A 19,749-nucleotide genomic window follows, 5' to 3' on the forward strand; every position below is an offset into this window, starting at 1 on the left:
CATGAGCACGGACACCACGCACCTCCAGGACGCCGGGCTGCCGGTCACCGACCTCGGCCCGGTCCTCGCCGGGGAACGCCACCCGCTGCTGTTCGCCACGGTCTCCGGAGCGCACCTGTACGGGTTCCCGTCCCGGGACTCGGATGTGGACCTGCGGGGGGTCCACGTCCTGCCCGCCGAGGACCTCGTGGGGCTCCGGGAGCCGGAGGAGACCCGCTCGCGGATGTGGGACAGCGAGGAGGGGGTGGAGATGGACCTGGTCACCCACGACCTCCGCAAGTTCGCCCGGCTGATGCTGAAGCCGAACGGCTATGTGCTGGAGCAGCTGCTGTCGCCGCTGGTGGTGCACACGACCGCGGTGCACGCCGAACTGGTGGCCCTCGCCCCGGCCGTCCTCACCCGCAACCACGCCCACCACTACCGCGGATTCGCCCGCACCCAGTGGAGGCTCTTCGAGAGGACCGGCCAACTGAAACCGCTCCTGTACACCTTCCGGGCGCTGCTCACCGGCATCCACCTGATGCGCAGCGGCGAGGTGCTGGCGCACCTGCCCACGCTGCTCACCCGGGTGCCGGCGCCCTCCTGCCTCCCCGGCCTGATCACGGCCAAGGCCGCGGCCGAACACGGGGGAGCGGAGGGAGTGGACCGGGCCGAGGCGGCCCGGGACGTGGAGTCGCTGCACCGGACGCTCGACCGGGCCCAGGCCGACTCGGAGCTCCCGGACGCAGCGAGCGGGTTCGACGCGCTGCACGAACTGGTGGTGCGGGCGCGCCTCACCCCGGCCTCAGCCGGCTGAACCCTCCCCGGACGCCAGGGCCGACGCCCTGCGGGTGCGGATCAGGAAGTCCTCGACGCGTGCCCGGTCCGGGTGGGCGGGGAGGGGCGAGACGGCGGCGGCCTCGTCGTTCTCCTCGGCCAGGGCACTCATGCGCCGCTCCACCTCCCGCCACGCGACCTCGCCCCGCTTGACCGCCAGCAGCTCCTCCCGGGCCGCGCCCACGTCGATGGTGAGTTCTCCCGTACGCAGCAGGTCCCGGCAGCTCGCCAGCAGCCGCAGCAGATGCATCGCGTGCTTCCAGCGCGGCGCCCCGTACTGCCGCACGTCCGCCTCCAGCTTCCTGCGCTGCCCCAGCGCGTACCGGACGAAGGTCCGATGAGCCTCCCGGGACAGGAACGCGCCCCGCAGCGACAGGAGCTCACGGCCGGTCGCGTCGACCCGCTCCACGAGGGGCGAGTGCAGGCACTCCAGCACATTGGGGTTGGCCCGCAGCGCCAGGGAGCAGAACCGTTCCAGCTCCCAGGAGAACTGCTCGTCCGCCGGCCCGTCGACATGCGCCGGAGGCTTGTCGAAACGCCAGAACAGCGGGGTCGGGGCGAGGAACACCCCGCGCCGGTCGGTGTCGCTGCCGTCCGTCGCGAGCCCGAAGGCGCGTGAGCCCATCACGCAGGAGTAGACCGTGTGGTCGCGGACCAGGGCCTCGTCGGCGGGGGAGATCATGCGGGGAGGGTACGCGAGCCGGCACGCCCTCGTACGGACGGCAGCGGCCTCTCCCGGCCGCGCGCACGCCACCGCCCGCGTCTCACGGACAGGGCGGCCCGGCGCGGGACCGCGCCGCCCCTCTAGGCTGAAACGCAAGCACAGACGCGACAGGCACAGGCAAGGAGCACGACGTGGCGGTACGAGCGGTCCGCGGAGCCGTCCAGCTGGAGCGGGACGAGGCCGGGCACATGGACGAGCAGGTCAGCGCCCTGCTCACCGCCGTCCTTGAGCGCAACGGTCTGGTCGCGGACGATCTGATCAGCATCTGGTTCACGGCCACACCCGACCTGCACTGCGACTTCCCCGCCGCCGCGGCGCGCGGCATCGGTATCGTCGACGTACCGCTGATCTGCGCCCAGGAGCTGGACATCCAGGGGGCCATGCCCCGGGTGGTCCGGATCCTCGCCCATGTCGAGACGTATCTCGCCAAGTCCGAGATCGCCCACGTCTACCTCGGCGCCACCGCCTCCCTCCGCAAGGACATCGCCCAGTGAGAACCGCCGTCGTCATCGGAACGGGCCTCGTCGGCACCTCCGCCGCCCTCGCCCTCGCCGGGCGCGGCATCAAGGTCCACCTCGTCGACCACGACCCGGAGTCGGCCCGTACGGCGGCCGCGCTGGGCGCCGGTACCGAGGAGCCGCCCGAGGGCCGTGTCGACCTGGCGGTGATCGCGGTGCCGCCGGCCCACACCGCGACCGTGCTCGCCGCCGCCATGAACGGCGGGGTCGCCCGCGGCTACCTCGACGTCGCGAGCGTCAAGGGCGGACCGCGCCGCGAGCTGGAGGCGCTCGGCGTCGACCTCGCCCCGTACATCGGTACGCACCCCATGGCCGGCAAGGAGCGCTCCGGCCCGCTCGCCGCCACCGCCGACCTGTTCGAGGGCCGCCCCTGGGTCCTCACGCCCACCCGGGACACCGACACCGAGGTCCTCAACCTCGCGCTGGAGCTGGTCGCGCTCTGCCGGGCCGTCCCGGTCGTCATGGACGCCGACGCCCACGACCGGGCCGTCGCCCTCGTCTCCCACACCCCGCAGCTGATCTCGTCGATGGTCGCCGCCCGCCTGGAGGAGGCCGACGAGACCGCGGTGCGCCTGTGCGGCCAGGGCATCAGGGACGTCACCAGGATCGCGGCCTCCGACCCCCGGATGTGGGTGGAGATCCTGTCCGCCAACCCCGGCCCGGTGGCCGACGTCCTCGCCGGGGTCGCCGCCGACCTGGAGGAGACCGTCCAGGCGCTGCGCGGGTTGCAGTCCGCCGACGGGGACAAGCGGCGCGAGGGCACCGAAGGCATCGAGGACGTCCTGCGCCGCGGCAACGCCGGCCGGGTCCGGGTGCCCGGGAAGCACGGCGCGGCCCCCTCCACGTACGAGATCGTGGCCGTCCTGATCAGCGACCGCCCCGGCGAGCTGGCCGGGATCTTCGCGGACGCGGGCCGGGCCGGCGTCAACATCGAGGACGTACGGATCGAGCACGCCACCGGCCAGCAGGCGGGCCTCGTCCAGCTGATGGTCGAACCGAGTGCCGCACCGGCGCTCGGCGCGGCGCTGCGCGAGCGGGGCTGGTCGCTCCGGCAGTAGGGGGAGCAGGAGCGGCCGCCCCGGTCTCCCGAGCCCTTGGGACACCGGGCCGGGAGGCACTTTTCCACAGGGGTGGTCGGGCCCGCCCCGGCACTCGGTAACCTTGTGCGGGGCGGGTTCACGCGTCCCGTCCCGCCCGCCCCGTGTACCAGGAAGGTGTCCACCACCGTGGAAACCGTAAGCGCCGCCGCCCGGACGGCCCCGGCCGCAGTGATCGTCGCCATCGACGGCCCCTCCGGCACCGGCAAGTCGAGCACGTCCAAGGCCGTCGCCGCCCAGCTCGGCCTGAGCTACCTGGACACCGGTGCCCAGTACCGGGCGATCACCTGGTGGATGCTGAACAACGGCATCGACGTGCACGACGCGGCGGAGGTGGCGACCGCCGCCGACAAGCCGGTCATCGTCTCCGGCACCGACCCCACCGGCCCGACGATCACCGTCGACGGCGAGGACGCCTCCGGCCCGATCCGTACGCAGGAGGTCACCTCCAAGGTCAGCGCCGTCAGCGCCGTCCCCGAGGTGCGCACCCGCATCACCGAGCTGCAGCGCACCATCGCCGCCGGAGCGGAGAAGGGCATCGTGGTCGAGGGCCGCGACATCGGCACCACCGTGCTGCCCGACGCCGACATCAAGATCTTCCTGACCGCGTCGCCCGAGGCCCGTGCGGCCCGTCGCAGCGGCGAGGTCAAGGGCTCCGATCTGGCCGCCACCAAGGAGGCGCTGATCAAGCGGGACGCCGCCGACTCCGGCCGCAAGACCTCGCCGCTCGCCAAGGCGGACGACGCGGTCGAGGTGGACACCACCGAGCTGACCCTCCAGCAGGTCATCGAGTGCGTCGTCACCCTCGTGGGGGAGAAGCAGGCCGCCAAGTGACACCTGCCACGGGCGCGCCCACGCTGCGCGGAGCGGCGGTCGGGCGCGGCATCGGGATCGGGCTGATGTACGGGCTCTTCAGGCCCCGCGTACTCGGCGCCTGGCGGGTCCCCGCCTCCGGACCCGTCATACTCGCGGTGAACCACTCGCACAACGTCGACGGGCCGATGCTGATGGGCACCGCGCCCCGGCCCGTCCACTTCCTGATCAAGAAAGAGGCGTTCGTCGGCCCCCTCGACCCGTTCCTGCGCGGAATCGGTCAGCTGAAGGTGGACCGTTCGACCGTCGACCGCACAGCCATCACCCACGCCCTCGGAGTGCTGGAGGACGGCGGAGTGCTCGGGATCTTCCCCGAGGGCACCAGGGGCGAAGGGAACTTCGCCTCGCTGCGGGCCGGACTCGCGTATTTCGCGGTACGCAGCGGGGCGCCGATCGTGCCCGTGGCCGTACTGGGAAGCACCGAGCGCCGCGGACGGTTGATATCAGCACTGCCGCCGTTGCGCAGCCGCGTCGACGTCGTCTTCGGCGAAGCGTTCGAAGCGCAGGAGGGCGTGCGAAGCTCGTATACGGGTGGAGGCGGGCGACGGGCGGGCGGCAGCGGGCGGCGGACGCGCAAGGCGCTCGACGAGGCGACGCTGCGCATCCAGGGACGGCTGACCGGCCACCTGGAGCAGGCCGGGCGCCTCACCGGGCGCAACGGGTAAGACGTGAGTAGTGGGCCGCGTGCTGCGTGGTCCATCGATGATGATGCAAAGAGGAACGGACTTCATGAACGACCAGATTCACTCCGGCGGCTCGGACCACGAGCACGGAGCGCTTGGCGATGCCGAGTACGCGGAGTTCATGGAGCTCGCCGCGCAGGAGGGGTTCGACCCCGAGGACGTCGAGGGCGCCATCGGTGAGGCCGGTCACGGCCCGCTGCCCGCTCTCGCCATCGTCGGCCGCCCCAACGTCGGCAAGTCGACGCTGGTGAACCGGATCATCGGCCGCCGTGAGGCCGTGGTCCAGGACAAGCCCGGCGTCACCCGTGACCGCGTCAGCTACGAGGCCGAATGGGCGGGCCGCCGCTTCAAGGTCGTCGACACCGGCGGCTGGGAGCAGGACGTGCTCGGCCTGGACGCCTCCGTCGCCGCCCAGGCCGAGTACGCGATCGAGATGGCCGACGCGGTCGTCTTCGTCGTCGACTCCACCGTCGGCGCGACCGACACCGACGAGGCCGTCGTCAAGCTGCTGCGCCGGTCCGGCAAGCCGGTCGTGCTCTGCGCCAACAAGGTCGACGGACAGAGCGGCGAGGCGGACGCCACCGCGCTCTGGTCGCTCGGCCTCGGCCAGCCGCACCCGGTCTCCTCGCTGCACGGCCGCGGCACCGGCGACATGCTGGACGCCGTGCTGGAGGCGCTTCCCGAGGCCCCGGCCCAGTCGTTCGGCACGGCGGTCGGCGGCCCCCGCCGCATCGCGCTGATCGGCCGTCCGAACGTCGGCAAGTCCTCCCTCCTGAACAAGGTGGCCAACGAGGACCGCGTCGTCGTCAACGAGCTGGCGGGCACGACCCGCGACCCGGTCGACGAGCTGATCACCCTCGGCGGCATCACCTGGAAGTTCATCGACACGGCCGGCATCCGGCGCCGGGTCCACCTCCAGGAAGGCGCGGACTACTACGCCTCGCTGCGTACCGCCGCCGCGGTGGAGAAGGCCGAGGTCGCCGTGATCCTGATCGACTCCAGCGAGTCGATCAGCGTTCAGGACCAGCGCATCGTCACCATGGCCGTCGAGGCCGGGCGCGCGATCGTCGTGGCCTTCAATAAGTGGGACACCCTGGACGAGGAGCGCCGCTACTACCTGGAGCGCGAGATCGAGACGGAGCTCGCGCAGGTCGCGTGGGCCCCCCGGGTCAACGTCTCGGCCCTCACCGGCCGCCACATGGAGAAGCTGGTCCCGGCGATCGAGACGGCGCTGGAGGGCTGGGAGACCCGTGTCCCGACGGGCCGGCTGAACGCGTTCCTCGGCGAGATCGTCGCCTCGCACCCGCACCCGATCCGGGGCGGCAAGCAGCCCCGCATCCTCTTCGGCACCCAGGCGGGCACCAAGCCGCCGCGCTTCGTGCTCTTCGCCTCCGGCTTCCTGGAGCACGGCTACCGCCGGTTCGTCGAGCGCCGGCTGCGTGAGGAGTTCGGCTTCGAGGGCACGCCGATCCACATCTCGGTGCGGGTCCGCGAGAAGCGCGGCCGCAACAAGTAGTCCCTGGCGGGCCAGGCCCTGAACACGACGGAGCCCCGGACCACTCACTCACCGAGTGAGTGGTCCGGGGCTCCGTCGTGTTCAGGCTCCCCGGGAGCCCGGTGGCAGCGCGGCGGGCTGGACCCGGCCCGCGTGTCGTCCGACCCGCTGCCAGGAGCCGAGGCTGCCCGTGTGGCTGCTCGGACCGCTGCCGTGACCGGCGGCCGTGCCGGAGGTGGTGCCGGAGGCCCCTCCGGTGTGCCCGGAGTGGACGCTCAGCGGGGCGCGGGAGCCGAAGAACCCGGCGCCGAGGCCCTGCAGACCCAGATGCTCCTCGCCGCTCCGATCACCCGGCAGCGCCCTGAACGACCTGCGGTACTCGGAGTACAGCGCGTCGTAGATCGGGGTCTGGGACGGGCCGCCCGATGGGTCCTGCGAGGGACGCATGGCAGGGATCGGGCTCGGACGCTGGTGGGAGGGGTCGTATGAGTGCACGTAGGTGCCAACGACCCCGCCGTCCGTCGGATGCGGGCGCGCGGGAGAAATCGCTGTTCGCCGCGGGTGCGAGGAGTGCGCGGCCATGATCAGGTCCCGGCCAGCGGCATCGCTGCGGCGACCAGGAGCCCGCCCGCCGCGGCCTTCTCCAGTGCGTCGCGCAGCAGGTCCTCACGGGGCTGCTGGCCGATCGAGCCTGCCGGGGCGGCGTAGACGAGCACGGTCTGCGACTTGTTGGCCGCGGTCCGCCAGCCCTCGGTGACCTGGAGGGGCGCGTGCGCCTGCCACCAGGCCACCGGGGCCCCGCCGCCCGTGCCCGGCTGGAGGACCGCGTGGAGCTGCCCCATGGCGAGCAGGATGGACCAGCCGTGCAGCACGTCGGGGACCTGGTCCATCCGGTGGACCGGCCTGAAACCCTGCTCCAGCAGCAGCTGGAGGAACTCGTCACCGCCGCTCCCGTCGGTGCCCGGGCGGGCGATCGCCCCGGTCGGCTCGACGACCAGGGCGGGGTGGAGTTCGTCGTCGATCAGCACGAGGCCGCTGGTGATGCCGAGCACCGCCTGTTCGGGGGTCAGCCGGCCCGGGGCGTCCTGCTCGCTGCCGGTGATGCTGCGTACGGCCCCCTGCAACTGCTCCTCCGCGACCTGGACCACCTGCGAGGGGATGCAGGTCGCGTGGGCGAAGGCGAGGACGGCGGTCTCCTCCCCGACGAACAGCACCGTGCTGGTCCGTTCCTGCTCGGAGTCGCCGGGGGTGCGGCAGGAGGTGCAGTCGTAACTGCCGGGGGCGTTGTCGCCGACGAGCAGCCGGTCGGCTTCGGCATCGCCGATCTCGGCGCGTACGTCCTCGCTGACGTCGAGCATGCGCGGCACGGGTGGCTCCTCGGACTCGGTACGGGCGCCGGGCGGATCCCGGCTCATGCAGAAGACAACGGGTGAGCCGCTGCCGGGGTCACGCGAGAAGCAGCACCGAATCGGGCCGTGCGGTGGGGCCTGCCCGGTTGCATCATGACAAATACCGACATACGGAAAGGTGCCTCGTGCATGCGAGCCGCCCCTCCCCGGGCGGGGCCGACCGTGCCGAAAGGGCTTGCGCGGAGGGGCCCGGGCGCGCGGGGCGCTGACCGGCGGCGGGTCCGTGCCCCGCCGCCCGGGGTCGCCATGCGGATGACGGGACTGTCCGCTATACGGGCGGATGGAGGTCCGGGAGGGGGCGTGGTGGGATGGTGTGGATATCGTCACGTCCGGATAAGGGTGCGATAAGGAAGGGTGAATTCCCGGTGGTGTGTTCCTTTACGAGAAGGCATTCCTCAGGGAAATCCAGGGCGCTCGGCAGTGGCTATTCCGCCCCCATTCCAGGTCGTTCCGGTCGGCTTCGGTGATCGTTTTACGGCCTGTGTGATTACTGTGTGTCCCGTCGTGAATCGTGCATCCGAACGGATGACTCCACGGAGAACACGTGTAGTGCTCCTGTGACACAAGTGTGACCGGTGAGGTACGTGAGGATGCGTGGCGACCGGGTGGCGCCCCGGCTTCCGCGGTGGCCGGGAGCCGCCTACGGTGAGAGGCATGGCACCCGTACCGACTCCTCCCGCCCAGCCCGACGACACCCCCGGCGCTTACGTCGGCCTTGCCGCCGAGACCGCAGAACGGCGAGCCCGGGAGCGCGGCTGGGACACCGTCAGAGCCCTGCCGCCGGGCACCGTGATCACCATGGAGTTCCGGAGCGGGCGGATCAACTTCGAGGTCGACGCGGGCGTGGTCAGGCGCTGCTGGACCGGCTGAGCGACCGCACCGCCCTGTGCGCGCGCCCGCGTCCTCGCGAGCGGCCGTAACGGCCCCGGCCCGGCTCCCGCGTGAGGGAGGCCCGGTCCGGCTCCCCGCGTACCGGTCCCGGCTCCCCGCGTGACGGAAGCCCGGTCCGGCCGCCTGCGCGACGGGCAGCCGGGTCCGGCCCCCTGCGTGGGGGAACCCGCGTCCCGCCGCCTGGGGGGGGCAAGCCCCGCCCAGCCCCGCCGCATGGAATTCCGGCCCGGCTAGCCCCCCCCCCGTGACGGAAGCCCCGGCCAGGTCGGCCCCCGCGTGACGGAAGCCCTCATGCGGAAGGCCCCGGCCGAAGCCGGGGCCTTCCGCATGAGGGCTTCCGTCAGGGACGCGTGCGGCCGGGTACGCCCTGCCCGCAGCCCTGCGGGGTCACCCGCCGGCCACCGGACGGGCCGGGGCCGCGCCGCCGCGGGGTGTGCGGTCCGCGTGCGGCGGCCGGCGGCTGCCGGCCGGGGTGACCGGGGTCCGCTCGGAGCGGGCGGTGTGCCCCGGGTGCGCGGGGGGTCCGCTGTGCGCCCGGGGGCGGCTGCCGCCGGCCGTGAGCACCGTCGTCTGGTGTCCGCCGCCGGTCGGCGCCGCCTCCCCCGCGGCCGGAAGCCGGGCGGGCGCGGGGCGGGGGGCGCCCGCGGCCGAGGGCTGCGGTGCCACCGTCCTGCCGCGCGCGCTCAGCCACTCGCGGGCCGCGAAGATCCAGTTCTCCGCCCGGGTGATCATCGGCTCGGCCCAGGGCAGGCCCAGGAGGATCAGCAGCCCCGCGGCCCAGCCGAGGACCACGTCGCTGAGCCAGTGCGTACCGAGGTAGACCGTCGTCAGGCCCACTCCGAGGGAGACGATCGCGGACATGGCCGACAGGTAGCGCCTGGCGCGCGGAGTGGCGGCCAGGTAGGCGAGGATTCCCCAGGTCACGACGGCATTGGCCGTGTGACCGGAGGGAAATATATCGCCGCCGGCGAAGAGTTCCGCCGATCCGATCTGCGTCGCGTAGTGCGGGCCGAGCCGGCCGAGGCCGATCTTGACCGCGCCCACCGTCACGTTGAGCAGCAGGAGCGAGGCGCCCAGCGTCAGCAGCGGCCTCAGTGTGTGCTGCCGCCAGGAGCGCCAGCCCAGCCAGCAGGCGACCATGACGGCGGTCGGTCCGCGCTGGCCGAGGACGACGTAGTAGTCGAGGAAGGCGTGGATGCCGGGCCACTGCTGGTACGGCCGGAAGAGCATGACCTTCCAGTCCAGGGCCACCAGCCAGGACGACATGAGCACGGCAATGACGATGGCCAGATAGAACGCCAACGTCCCGCCGAAGAGAGCGATGCGGTGACGGCTCATCCGCGGTGTCTCTATCTTCGGCGGTTCCGGCTCCCGGTCCAGACGGGCGAAGATGTCGGTACGCACCCAATCGACGTTACAGCGAGTGAGTGGGTGACTCGGTCGATCCGGCCGCTTTGTGATGACGATGTGATGTGGACTATGTCTCAGCCGAGCCGATTTTCTGAGTTTCCAGGAGGCCCGAGTTCCTTACGTTCCATTCATTGGGCACCCTTTCCGTAAACGCATTCGGTTAAGGGCGGAAAGGGGTGCGGCAGGGCGGAGTGCATTCGCCCAGGGGGGCCGCGGGGCGGGAACGGACGGTGTCGGTCCGGTTACTGAATGCCCTCGGCGGGTGTGCCTCGGAGGGTGCCCGCACCTCCCGGCCCCGCCGCCCCCGCGGCGGAACGGCCGGTCGCCGCAGGTCCGGGCGGCCCTCCGGAGGGGGCGGACCGGGCGGCCGCAGTGGCGTACACCACACTCGACGGCATCGGCCGGTATGAGATGGGCCACGTGTGGCCCTGCCGAACTCGCGTACGCTGACGGACCACTCGCCCGTCGATGCCGGGCCCGGAGGGACAGCGGACGCTGAATCGCCGGGGGGCCTGCCGAGCGCGAGGGACCTTTTGGGAGGTAGATGCATGTCCGGGACGACGACAGCCCGAATCCGTCTGCGCGACGCCGCCGACGGGGCCAATCGATGGGTCGTCCTGGTCGTCCTCTGCCTCAGTCTGCTGCTCGTGGCACTCGACGCGACCGTGCTGCACGTGGCCGTGCCCGCAGTCACCGAGGACCTGCGGCCCAGCGCCGTCGGTCTGCTGTGGATCGTGGACGTCTATCCGCTGGTCTGTGCGTCCCTGCTGATCCTCTTCGGCACGCTCGGCGACCGCGTGGGACGCCGGCGCATACTGCTCCTCGGCTACGCGCTCTTCGGCGTCGCCTCCGCCGTCGCCTCCCTCGCCGACAGCGCGGGCGTGCTCATAGCGGCCCGGGCCCTGCTCGGCGTCGGCGGCGCGATGATCATGCCGGCGACCCTGTCGATCCTCCGGCAGGTGTTTCCCGACCGCCGTGAACGGGCCATGGCCATCGGGGTGTGGACCGCCGTCGCCGCCGTCGGCGCGGCCACCGGCCCGGTCATCGGCGGTTTCCTCGTCGAGCACTTCTGGTGGGGCTCGGTCTTCCTGATCAACGTCCCGCTGATGGCCCTGATCCTGCCGTTCGGCCGGCTGCTGCTCCCGGAGTCCCGCGGCAGCAGCGACGGACCCTGGGACGTGTTCGGCGCGCTGATGGCCGCCGCCGGTGTCCTCGGCGTCGTCCTCGGAGTGAAGCGCGCGGGAACCGGCGAGGGGCTGCTCGGCCCGGGCACGCTCGTGCCGCTGCTGGCCGGAGCCGCCCTGCTGGTCGCGTTCGTCCGCCGTCAGAGGCGCCGTACGCATCCGCTGATCGACATGGGGATGTTCACCCGGCCCGCCTTCACCACGGCGGTGGGCTGCATCGTCCTCGCCATGCTGGCGCTGGTCGGGCTGGAGCTGATAGCCGTCCAGTACCTCCAGCTGGTCCTCGGCCTCAGCCCGCTGGAGACCGGTCTGAGACTGTTGCCGCTCACCTTCGCCGCCATGGCCGCGGGCGCCACCGGCTCGCACACCCTGCGCCGGGTCGGCCCGCGCCGGATGGTCGGATGGGGCTTCGTCCTGACGGCGGCCGCGGTGCTGATGCTGACCGCGATGGGCCTGCACGACCGGCCCGGCCTGCTGACCGTGTCCTTCGTCCTGCTGGGCTTCGGCCTCCAGTCCACGCTCTTCGGCGCGTACGAGTCCATGCTGAGCGAGGCGCCGGCCGACCGTGCGGGCGGAGCCGCCGCGATAGGGGAGACCTCCTACCAGCTGGGCGCCGGCATGGGCATCGCCCTGCTCGGCAGTGTGATGAACGCCGCGTACGCCCCCGGTCTGGCCGGGCTCCCGGACAAGGGGATCCCCGCCTCGGCGGGCGCCGCGGCCGCGCACTCGCTCGGTGAGGCCTACCAGGTCGCCGCCCAGTTGGGCGGTCCCCTCGGCGCCGTCCTGCGCTCCACCGCGCGGGACGCCTTCGTCGGCGGGCTGCACCTCACCCTTCTGGTCAGCGCGGGTCTGCTGCTGCTCGGGGCGCTCGCCGCGCTGAGGCTGCCCCGCGTGATGGAGTGCCCGCCGCTCTGCGAACCCCGCACGCCGGCCGACGATGCGGTGGCGCCGGAGGCCAGGGAGACGCAGAGCCCCCTGGGCGGCCGCGAACTGCCGGCCCAGGAGCGGCCCGAGGTGCTGCTGCGGCTGCCCGCGCGGCGCGCGCCCGCCGAGGCGACGGGCTCTGGACGCGCGGCACACTGAGTCGTAACGTCGGCACGACGCCGTAACTAACACTGCTAGTTTTCGGCGCCCACCGACATCGGTACCGTGCGAGCCGCCGGAGGCACTCCCTCATGTCCACCGCTCCGTCCTCGAAACTCCCGCCCTTCGACCCCCGCGACCCGATCGGCATCGACGATCTCCTCGGCCCCGAGGATCTCGCGATCCGCGACACCGTCCGGGTCTGGGCCGCCGACCGGGTCCTGCCGCACATCGCCGAGTGGTACGAGAACGGTGAACTGCCCGGCATCCGCGAGCTCGCCCGCGAGCTCGGCTCGCTCGGCGCCCTGGGCATGTCCCTCCAGGGGTACGGCTGCGCCGGCGCCACCGCGGTCCAGTACGGGCTGGCCTGTCTGGAGCTGGAGGCCGCCGACTCGGGGATCCGCTCGCTCGTCTCCGTACAGGGCTCGCTCGCCATGTACGCGATCCACCGCTTCGGCTCCGAGGAGCAGAAGCGGCAGTGGCTGCCCGGGATGGCGGCCGGCGAGATCATCGGCTGTTTCGGGCTCACCGAACCGGACCACGGCTCCGACCCGGCCGGCATGCGGACGTACGCCAAGCGCGACGGCGAGGACTGGGTCCTCAGCGGCCGCAAGATGTGGATCACGAACGGTTCGGTCGCCGGGGTAGCCGTGGTCTGGGCGCAGACCGACGAGGGCGACGCGGGCGGTGGCATCCGCGGATTCGTGGTGCCCACCGATGCCCCCGGCTTCTCCGCGCCGGAGATCAGGCACAAGTGGTCCCTGCGCGCCTCGGTCACCAGCGAGCTGATCCTCGACGAGGTACGGCTGCCGGCCGACGCCGTGCTGCCGGGCGTCACCGGACTGCGCGGGCCGCTCAGCTGCCTCAGTCATGCCCGCTACGGCATCGTCTGGGGGGCCATGGGCGCCGCCCGGTCCAGCTTCGAGGCGGCCGTCGACTACGCGAGGACGCGTGAGCAGTTCGGGAAGCCGATCGGCGGCTTCCAGCTCACCCAGGCCAAGCTCGCCGACATGGCGGTCGAACTGCACAAGGGCATCCTGCTCGCCCACCACCTCGGCCGTCGGATGGACGCGGGCAGGCTCCGTCCGGAGCAGGTCAGTTTCGGAAAGCTGAACAACGTGCGGGAGGCCATCGAGATCTGCCGCACCTCGCGCACGATCCTCGGCGCCAACGGGATCTCGCTGGAGTACCCGGTGATGCGCCACGCGACGAATCTGGAGTCGGTGCTCACCTACGAAGGAACCGTGGAGATGCACCAGCTGGTGCTGGGCAAGGCGCTCACCGGCCTGGACGCGTTCCGGTAGACCCGGGACCGCGGCCAAACCGCCGTGAGCCCTTGCTCAGCTCTGGTTGAAGAAGCCGTCGGCCGGCCGGCCGGCGGCTTCGCCGTTGACGACCTGGGTGTCGGCGGGGGTCAGCAGGAAGACCCGGGTGGCCACGCGGTCGATCGACCCGCGCAGTCCGAAGATCAGTCCCGCGGCGAAGTCCACCACGCGCTTGGCGTCGGCGGAGTCCATGGACGTGAGGTTCATGATCACCGGGACGCCGTCCCGGAACAGCTCGCCGATGCTCCGGGCGTCCCGGAAACTGTCCGGGGTCACCGTCGCGATCCGGCGGCCCGTCTCCTCGGCCGCCTCCGAGACCACTCGCACCCGCGGATCGGTCACCCACGCCTGCCCGGTCCCGGTCCGTGCACCTTCGGCGTACTCGTCGTCGTCGTAGTACCGCTCGTTGCTGTCCTCTACGAGGCCCAGCCAGGCACTCGCCTTGCGCACCGATCCCATGGACGCCTCCTCTCACCGCGGTTCCTTGGTGTTCCGCATCTCTTTCGTATCCCTATGGTCGTCCATCATGCGGATCGTGCGCCAAGGGGATAGGCGGCGCGCAGGGCATTCGTGACGGTACTGGTGCAGAAGATGTGGCGATTCGTCAAGGTTCCTCCTGGATAAGGGCCCTGGAGATAAGAAAATATGGTCCGCCGGTCCGTACGGGTGACATGGGGGACGTACGGGTGAACGGGTCACTCGATACGATGCACGTCGTGCGCGCGCCCGAGCGCCGCGCACAGCAGAACGACTACCGGGGGATAGCCGTGTTCGGAATCGTCAGGCCCTGCACGCACCGCTTGTCGGAGGGGCTCAAGGCCGAGTGGATGGCCCATCTCTGCGGGCTGTGTCTGGCACTTCGCTCCGATCACGGCCAGTTCGCCCGGATCGTCACGAACTACGACGGTCTGATCGTCTCGGTCCTGACGGAGGCTCAGACCGAGCGCACCCCCGGGCAGCGGCGCACGGCCGGTCCCTGCCCGCTGCGCGCCATGCGCACCGCCCCGGTCGCGCGCGGCGAGGGCGCCAGGCTCGCCGCCGCGGTCTCGCTGGTGCTGGCCTCGGCCAAGGTGCGCGACCACGTGGCCGACCGCGACGGCTTGTTGGCGCGGCGCCCGGTGGCCGCTGCCGCGCGCAGGGTGGCCGCGGGCTGGGACCGGGCCGGGGCGCGCACCGGCGCCCAGCTCGGCTTCGACACGGCGCTGCTCGTCGACGCCGTCGACCGGCAGACGGGCATCGAGCTGCTCGCGGGCCCCGGAACCCCGCTGCTCACGGTCACCGAGCCCACCGAGACCGCCACGGCTGCGGCCTTCGCGCACACCGCCGTGCTCGCGGGCAAGCCGCAGAACGCCGCGCCGCTGGCGGAGGCCGGGCGGCTCTTCGGACGGCTCGCTCATCTGCTGGATGCCGTGGAGGACCAGGAAGCTGACGCCGCGTCGGGTGCCTGGAACCCCCTCACGGCGACCGGCACCTCGCGGGCCGAGGCCCGTCGGCTGTGCGACGACGCGCTGCGGGGCGTACGGCTGGCGCTGCGCGACGCGGAATTCGCCGATGACCGGCTCGCCCATGTGCTGCTGGCGCACGAGCTGCGGCGCTCGGTGGACCGGGCGTTCGCCACGGACGTCTGTTCCCATCAGGGCGGCGGGCTCCTGACGGAAGCCGGCCACCCGTCAGAAGGGCGGCCTGTGGCTTCGTTCGGGCCGCCGCCGGGCAATCCGTACGCCCCCACGGGGCCGTCCGGGCCGTTCGATCCGCCGCAGCCGCCGGAGCCCCCGCGCGACCGGCGGGGGCTCATCATGGGCTGCCTCGTCTGGGCGGGCCTCGCCTGCACCTGCCAGATGTGCTGCGGCACCTTCGACGACCCGTGGAGCCACCAGCGGCGCGAAGGACTGTGCAGCAAATGCGACTGTGGTGACTGCTGCGACGCCTGCGACTGCTGCGGCAACTGCGGGGACTGTTGTGACGGCTGCGACTGCTGCGGGTGCGACTGCAGCTGCTGATGCGGCGTCAGGGGAGCGGCAGGGACGCTCGGAACGTGCGGGTCCACACGGTCCGGGCCGTCCCCGGCGGCTGACCGGCACTCACCTGATCTCGGGCGGCGAGATCTGCGAGGTCCTGACGGCCGAGGCGGAGATGCCCCACTTCTTCAGGATCCGCTCGTAGGTGCCGTCCGCCTTGAGACGGTTGACGGCGGCCTGGAAGGCGGGCGCCAGCGGGGTGCCCTTCTTGAAGGCGAAGCCGACGTCGAGGCGCTTGAACTCGTTGAGGAAGCGCACGTCCTCCTGCTGCCCCACGGCGTACCTCAAACCGTTGATGGTCGACATCACCACGTCCGTACGCCCCTGCTGGAGCGAGGACCAGACCGCCGAGGCGTCGGCGTACGTCTTCACGGCGTAGGCCTTCTCGCCGGCCTCGGAGCACCGGTGCCGGTTCTTCTCCAGCGTCGCCTCGAACGTGGTCCCCGCCGCGGTGCCCACCGTCAGGCCGCAGAGCTGGGTGAGGTCGGTGATCCCGGACAGCTCGCTGTCGTCGCGGACCGCGAAGCCCTGGCCGTCGTTGAGATAGGTGACGAAGTCGATCGTCCGGCTGCGTTCGTCGGTCACGCCGAAGTTGCCGGTGCCCACGTCGTACTTCCCGCTGCCGAGCGCGGGCAGGATCGCCTCGAACGCGGCGACCTCCCGCTTCGGCTTCAGCCCGAGCACCCGGGCCACGGCGTCCCCGAAGTCGATGTCGGCGCCGGCCAGGGTCGTACCGTCCGCGAGATAGGTGGCGCTGGGCGGGGAGCCGACGCTGGAGGCGATGCGCAGAGTGCCGGAGGAGCGGACCCGGGCGGGCAGCAGCGCGGCGGCGGCCGCGTCCTTCTTCACTCCCGACACGACGTCGGCGGTGGGGACCGCACCCTTGGCGGCGGAACCGGCCGCGCCCGCGGGGGCGGTCGCCGGATCGCCGGACCCGCACGCGGTCACGGTCAGCGTGGCGGCGGTGATCAGCGCGAAGGCAGCGAGGTGCCGGGTACGGGACATGACAGATGGTTCTCCAGATTCGTCGGCCGGGGGCGGGCGCGGGGCAGCGCGAGAGGGCCCCCGGACGGGGCGGAGGAAAGGCGGAACACGACGGAAAAGCCGGTGCGAGGGGAGGGTGGTGCGGCGTTGTGTACGCGAGGGCACGCAGGGAGAAGAGCTCAGACGCCGGTCACGGCGCGAGCGGGAATGCGGGGCGGAGCAGGGCGGAGGCTCAACAGGAACAGGACCACACGCGACCGAAGTCGATGTGGGAGCGCTTGACCAGCCACTGCTGCGAATGCATGGCCCAAGTGGAACAGGCATCCGTTGGTCCGTCAACTGACCTGAGACGTACGGCTCACAGTGTGGACAGCCTTGACAAGCGGCCGCCGGCAGCGCTTACCTCGGGATGCGGATCGGGCTGAGGGGCCCGGTCCTCGTCGTGTTCCACCGTTGTGTTCCGTGCCGAGGGCGCGCCCCGTGTTCGATCGCCGCATCCACGGAGCCCTCGCATGTCCGCACCGACAGACACCCTTCCGCCGGCCCTCCCGGCCGGACCCCTCGAGGACGACGACCCCGGCCCCCTGCGGATCGTCCCGGCGCGCAGGACCGGCCAGTGGACCGCCGCCGGGGCCGTACTGGTCCTGCTCGCCCTCGCCCTGAACTCCGTCATCCGCAACGACGCCTTCCAATGGGACGTAGTCGGCGACTACTTCACGACCACGGCCGTGCTGCGCGGGCTCGGGCTCACCCTCTGGCTCACCGCGCTCGTGATGGCGCTCGGCTTCGCGCTCGGCACGCTGCTCGCCGTCCTCAGACTCTCCGCGAACCGCGTGCTCCAGGCGGTCGGCTGGGGATACGTGTGGCTCTTCCGGTCCACGCCGATCCTGGTCCAGCTGCTGTTCTGGTTCAACATCGGCGCGCTCTACCCGGAGATCCTCGGCGTCCGGACCGTGAACCTCCTCGGCCCCGTCACCGTCGCCGTCGTCGGACTGACGCTCCATGAGGCCGCCTACGCGGCGGAAGTCGTCCGCGGCGGCATCCTGTCCGTGGAACGCGGACAGCTGGAGGCCGCCCAGTCCCTCGGACTCGGCCCGTGGCGGCGACTGCGCAGGATCGTGCTGCCGCAGGCGATGCGCTCCATCGTGCCGCCCGCCGGGAACATGCTGATCGGCACCCTCAAGGGCACCTCGATCGTCAGCATCATCGCCGTACAGGACCTGCTGTACTCGGTCCAGCTGGTGTACCACCGCACCTACCAGGTCATCCCGCTGCTGCTCGTCGCCACTCTCTGGTACGTCGCCGTGACCTCGCTGCTGGGCGTCGGCCAGCACTACGTCGAGCGGTACTACGCGCGCGGCACCGGAGACGCGCGGTGAGCGGCGTACCGACGCTGGTCGTCATAGGGGCGGGGCCGCGGGGCACGGGCGTCATCGAGCGCATCGCCGCCAACGCCCCCTCGCTGTACGACGGCCGGCCGCTGGACATCCATCTCGTCGACCCGTTCCCGCCCGGCGGCGGCCGGATCTGGCGCCACGACCAGTCGCCGCTGCTGTGGATGAACTCCATGGCCGAGGACGTCACCATGTTCACCGACGACACCGTCCGCCTCGAAGGCCCCGTACGGCCGGGGCCGGCCCTCCACACCTGGGCGGCCGACGTGCGCGAGGGACGCACCGCACCAGGCCCGGACGTCGCCCGGGAACCCGGGCTCCGTGCCGAGATAGACGCGCTGACGGGGGAGGACTTCCCGAGCCGGCGGCTGCAGGGGGCGTATCTGCGCTGGGTGTACGAGCAGTCGGTGGCCGCGCTGCCGCCCACCGTCAGCGTCCACGAACACCGCCGCCGGGCCCTGCGCGTCACGGGACCCCGCGACGGCCGCCAGTCCGTCCACCTGGAGGGCCGCGCCGAACCGCTCACCGCCGACCTCGTGATCCTCACCCTCGGCCACCTCGACGCCGAACCGGAGGAGGAACAACAGCGTCTGTCCCGCTTCGCGGACCGGCACGGCCTCGTCCATCTGCCGCCCGACTTCACGGCCGACAGCGACCTGAGCACCCTGCCGGCGGGCGAACCCGTCATCGTGCGGGGCTTCGGGCTCGCCTTCATCGACCTGATGGTGCTGCTCACCGAGGGGCGCGGCGGGCGGTACGAGAACGGCGTCTACCTGCCCTCCGGCAAGGAGCCCGTGCTCTACGTCGGATCGCGGCGCGGCGTCCCGTACCACTCCAAGATCGGATACGTGCGGCCGGGCGAGCGGCCGCCCCTGCCGCGTTTCTTCGGTCCCGGCCTGGCCGACGAGCTCCTGAGCCGGCCGCACCCCCTCGACTTCCGCCGGGACGTCTGGCCCCATGTCGACAAGGAACTCGGCTACGCCCACTACCACCGGCTCTTCGCCGCCCACCCGGAGCGCACCACGGCCGACTGGTCCGTCTTCGAGGAGAAGTACGCGGCCGCCGACCCCGGCAGCGCCGATCTGCGCGCCGTGATCGCCGCGGCCGTCCCCGACCCGGCCGACCGGCTCGACCTGGCGGCGCTCGATCACCCCCTGGACGGGGTGCGCCACCCCTCGGCCGCCTCCTTCCAGGAGGCGACGCGCGCCTACATCACCGCGGACCTGGCCCGCCGGCACGACCCCGCGCACAGCGAGGACCTCGCCGTCTTCCTCGGACTGCTCTCCGTGTACGGCCAGTTGGCCCGGTTCCCCGACGTCGGGGACTGGTGGCACGGCTTCTTCAGCTACCTCGCCTCCGGACCGCCCGGGCCTCGGCTGCGGCAGCTGCTGGCGCTGTCCCGGGCCGGTGTCGTCCGCTTCCTCGGCGCCGGGACGACGGTCGAGGCCGACGAGGAGCGGGGTCTGTTCCGGGCAGCCGGCGCCACGGTGCCGGGGGAGCGGATCGAAGCCCGCGCCCTCGTCGAGGCCCGGCTCCCCGACGCCTCGCCGGGACGCACCCGCAGCACCCTGCTCCGGGCGCTGTACGAGGACGGGGCCGCCGCCACCGCCACCGGGCTGCTCGCGGTCGACCCCGGCGACGGCCGGATCCTGGACCGCGACGGGCTCCCGCACCCCCGCCGCTTCGCGCTGGGCCCGCACACGGCCGCCCGCACGAGCGGCGCCTTCACCCGGCCACGCACCGGCGGCCCGGCCTTCGGGCAGAACGACGCCACCGCCCGCGCCGCCCTCACCTTCCTGCGCGGTACCGGCCACGCCGATGGCTGACCGGCGCGCACTCCGTTCC

18 protein-coding genes are annotated in these 19,749 nt (G+C 72.3%); 12 read left to right on the forward strand and 6 right to left on the reverse strand.

Annotation, left to right across the window (positions count from 1 at the left end):
- Position 1: 1 nt before the first annotated feature.
- Positions 2–796 carry a nucleotidyltransferase domain-containing protein gene (locus tag E6R60_RS20895; protein WP_136328135.1) on the forward strand — a complete coding sequence of 265 codons (795 nt, stop codon included), beginning with the start codon at positions 2–4 and terminating at the stop codon, positions 794–796.
- Here E6R60_RS20895 and E6R60_RS20900 read toward each other — a convergent pair.
- Entirely contained in the window at positions 785–1,498 is a 714-nt protein-coding gene (locus E6R60_RS20900; RefSeq protein WP_136328136.1) for a nucleotidyltransferase domain-containing protein, read from the reverse strand. The genes E6R60_RS20895 and E6R60_RS20900 overlap by 12 nt on opposite strands.
- 173 nt (positions 1,499–1,671) lie before the next feature.
- On the opposite strand from E6R60_RS20900, the gene aroH reads away from it, so the two are divergent.
- The 5 genes from aroH (at position 1,672) to der (ending at position 6,227) form a co-directional block, all read left to right on the forward strand.
- Complete coding sequence (gene aroH / locus E6R60_RS20905; protein WP_136328137.1) at positions 1,672–2,034, forward strand: chorismate mutase; 363 nt, start codon at positions 1,672–1,674, stop codon at positions 2,032–2,034.
- Positions 2,031–3,116, forward strand: a complete 1,086-nt coding sequence (locus E6R60_RS20910; protein ID WP_136328138.1) for a prephenate dehydrogenase — start codon at positions 2,031–2,033, stop codon at positions 3,114–3,116. Before aroH ends, E6R60_RS20910 begins: the two co-directional genes overlap by 4 nt.
- A gap of 156 nt (positions 3,117–3,272) precedes the next feature.
- Positions 3,273–3,989, forward strand: coding sequence for a (d)CMP kinase (cmk, locus tag E6R60_RS20915; RefSeq protein WP_136328139.1), 717 nt, complete (start codon positions 3,273–3,275; stop codon positions 3,987–3,989).
- Positions 3,986–4,693 (forward strand): lysophospholipid acyltransferase family protein, encoded by a 708-nt coding sequence (locus E6R60_RS20920; RefSeq protein ID WP_136328140.1) that lies wholly within the window; start codon positions 3,986–3,988, stop codon positions 4,691–4,693. Before cmk ends, E6R60_RS20920 begins: the two co-directional genes overlap by 4 nt.
- A 64-nt stretch (positions 4,694–4,757) precedes the next feature.
- Positions 4,758–6,227, forward strand: coding sequence for a ribosome biogenesis GTPase Der (gene der, locus E6R60_RS20925; RefSeq protein WP_136328141.1), 1,470 nt, complete (start codon positions 4,758–4,760; stop codon positions 6,225–6,227).
- Between the two features lie 81 nt (positions 6,228–6,308).
- Here der and E6R60_RS20930 read toward each other — a convergent pair whose 3' ends face one another.
- Positions 6,309–6,653, reverse strand: coding sequence for a hypothetical protein (locus E6R60_RS20930; RefSeq protein WP_136328142.1), 345 nt, complete (start codon positions 6,651–6,653; stop codon positions 6,309–6,311).
- A 137-nt stretch (positions 6,654–6,790) separates the two neighbouring features.
- Complete coding sequence (locus tag E6R60_RS20935) at positions 6,791–7,573, reverse strand: hypothetical protein (protein ID WP_136328143.1); 783 nt, start codon at positions 7,571–7,573, stop codon at positions 6,791–6,793.
- A 696-nt stretch (positions 7,574–8,269) separates the two neighbouring features.
- Between E6R60_RS20935 and E6R60_RS20940 the strand changes: the two genes are divergently transcribed.
- On the forward strand, positions 8,270–8,485 hold the full coding sequence (locus E6R60_RS20940; protein WP_136328144.1) for an I78 family peptidase inhibitor: 216 nt from the start codon (positions 8,270–8,272) through the stop codon (positions 8,483–8,485).
- 408 nt (positions 8,486–8,893) lie between these two features.
- Here the strand turns inward: E6R60_RS20940 and E6R60_RS20945 are convergent, their stop codons facing one another.
- Entirely contained in the window at positions 8,894–9,910 is a 1,017-nt protein-coding gene (locus E6R60_RS20945; protein WP_136328145.1) for a phosphatase PAP2 family protein, read from the reverse strand.
- A gap of 554 nt (positions 9,911–10,464) precedes the next feature.
- Between E6R60_RS20945 and E6R60_RS20950 the strand changes: the two genes are divergently transcribed.
- Positions 10,465–12,183, forward strand: a complete 1,719-nt coding sequence (locus E6R60_RS20950) for an MFS transporter (protein WP_136328146.1) — start codon at positions 10,465–10,467, stop codon at positions 12,181–12,183.
- A 92-nt stretch (positions 12,184–12,275) separates the two neighbouring features.
- Entirely contained in the window at positions 12,276–13,487 is a 1,212-nt protein-coding gene (locus E6R60_RS20955) for an acyl-CoA dehydrogenase family protein (protein ID WP_136328147.1), read from the forward strand.
- Between the two features lie 36 nt (positions 13,488–13,523).
- On the opposite strand, the gene sepF is transcribed toward E6R60_RS20955, so the two are convergent.
- Positions 13,524–13,967 (reverse strand): cell division protein SepF, encoded by a 444-nt coding sequence (sepF, locus tag E6R60_RS20960; protein WP_136328148.1) that lies wholly within the window; start codon positions 13,965–13,967, stop codon positions 13,524–13,526.
- A gap of 308 nt (positions 13,968–14,275) precedes the next feature.
- Between sepF and E6R60_RS20965 the strand changes: the two genes are divergently transcribed.
- Positions 14,276–15,508 (forward strand): DUF5685 family protein, encoded by a 1,233-nt coding sequence (locus E6R60_RS20965; RefSeq protein ID WP_206309477.1) that lies wholly within the window; start codon positions 14,276–14,278, stop codon positions 15,506–15,508.
- A gap of 81 nt (positions 15,509–15,589) precedes the next feature.
- Here E6R60_RS20965 and E6R60_RS20970 read toward each other — a convergent pair whose 3' ends face one another.
- Entirely contained in the window at positions 15,590–16,531 is a 942-nt protein-coding gene (locus E6R60_RS20970; RefSeq protein WP_136328149.1) for an ABC transporter substrate-binding protein, read from the reverse strand.
- Positions 16,532–17,022: 491 nt separating this feature from the next.
- On the opposite strand from E6R60_RS20970, the gene E6R60_RS20975 reads away from it, so the two are divergent.
- Complete coding sequence (locus tag E6R60_RS20975) at positions 17,023–17,889, forward strand: amino acid ABC transporter permease (RefSeq protein WP_136328150.1); 867 nt, start codon at positions 17,023–17,025, stop codon at positions 17,887–17,889.
- Positions 17,886–19,730: an FAD/NAD(P)-binding protein gene (locus E6R60_RS20980; protein ID WP_136328151.1), complete on the forward strand. Its 1,845-nt coding sequence runs from the start codon at positions 17,886–17,888 to the stop codon at positions 19,728–19,730. Before E6R60_RS20975 ends, E6R60_RS20980 begins: the two co-directional genes overlap by 4 nt.
- The last annotated feature ends 19 nt before the right edge of the window (positions 19,731–19,749 follow it).

Origin of the sequence: Streptomyces sp. A0642 (assembly GCF_004795105.1) — a bacterium.
Lineage (GTDB): Bacteria > Actinomycetota > Actinomycetes > Streptomycetales > Streptomycetaceae > Streptomyces.

What these genes read in the sequence shown, in the direction of transcription:
- E6R60_RS20900 (WP_136328136.1), bottom strand. Translation starts at nt 1,498, where the DNA reads ATGATCTCCCCCGCCGACGAGGCCCTGGTCCGCGACCACACGGTCTAC.
- E6R60_RS20895 (WP_136328135.1), top strand. Translation starts at nt 2, where the DNA reads ATGAGCACGGACACCACGCACCTCCAGGACGCCGGGCTGCCGGTCACC.
- E6R60_RS20950 (WP_136328146.1), top strand. Translation starts at nt 10,465, where the DNA reads ATGTCCGGGACGACGACAGCCCGAATCCGTCTGCGCGACGCCGCCGAC.
- E6R60_RS20975 (WP_136328150.1), top strand. Translation starts at nt 17,023, where the DNA reads ATGTCCGCACCGACAGACACCCTTCCGCCGGCCCTCCCGGCCGGACCC.
- E6R60_RS20970 (WP_136328149.1), bottom strand. Translation starts at nt 16,531, where the DNA reads ATGTCCCGTACCCGGCACCTCGCTGCCTTCGCGCTGATCACCGCCGCC.
- E6R60_RS20930 (WP_136328142.1), bottom strand. Translation starts at nt 6,653, where the DNA reads ATGCGTCCCTCGCAGGACCCATCGGGCGGCCCGTCCCAGACCCCGATC.
- sepF (WP_136328148.1), bottom strand. Translation starts at nt 13,967, where the DNA reads ATGGGATCGGTGCGCAAGGCGAGTGCCTGGCTGGGCCTCGTAGAGGAC.
- E6R60_RS20940 (WP_136328144.1), top strand. Translation starts at nt 8,270, where the DNA reads ATGGCACCCGTACCGACTCCTCCCGCCCAGCCCGACGACACCCCCGGC.
- E6R60_RS20955 (WP_136328147.1), top strand. Translation starts at nt 12,276, where the DNA reads ATGTCCACCGCTCCGTCCTCGAAACTCCCGCCCTTCGACCCCCGCGAC.
- der (WP_136328141.1), top strand. Translation starts at nt 4,758, where the DNA reads ATGAACGACCAGATTCACTCCGGCGGCTCGGACCACGAGCACGGAGCG.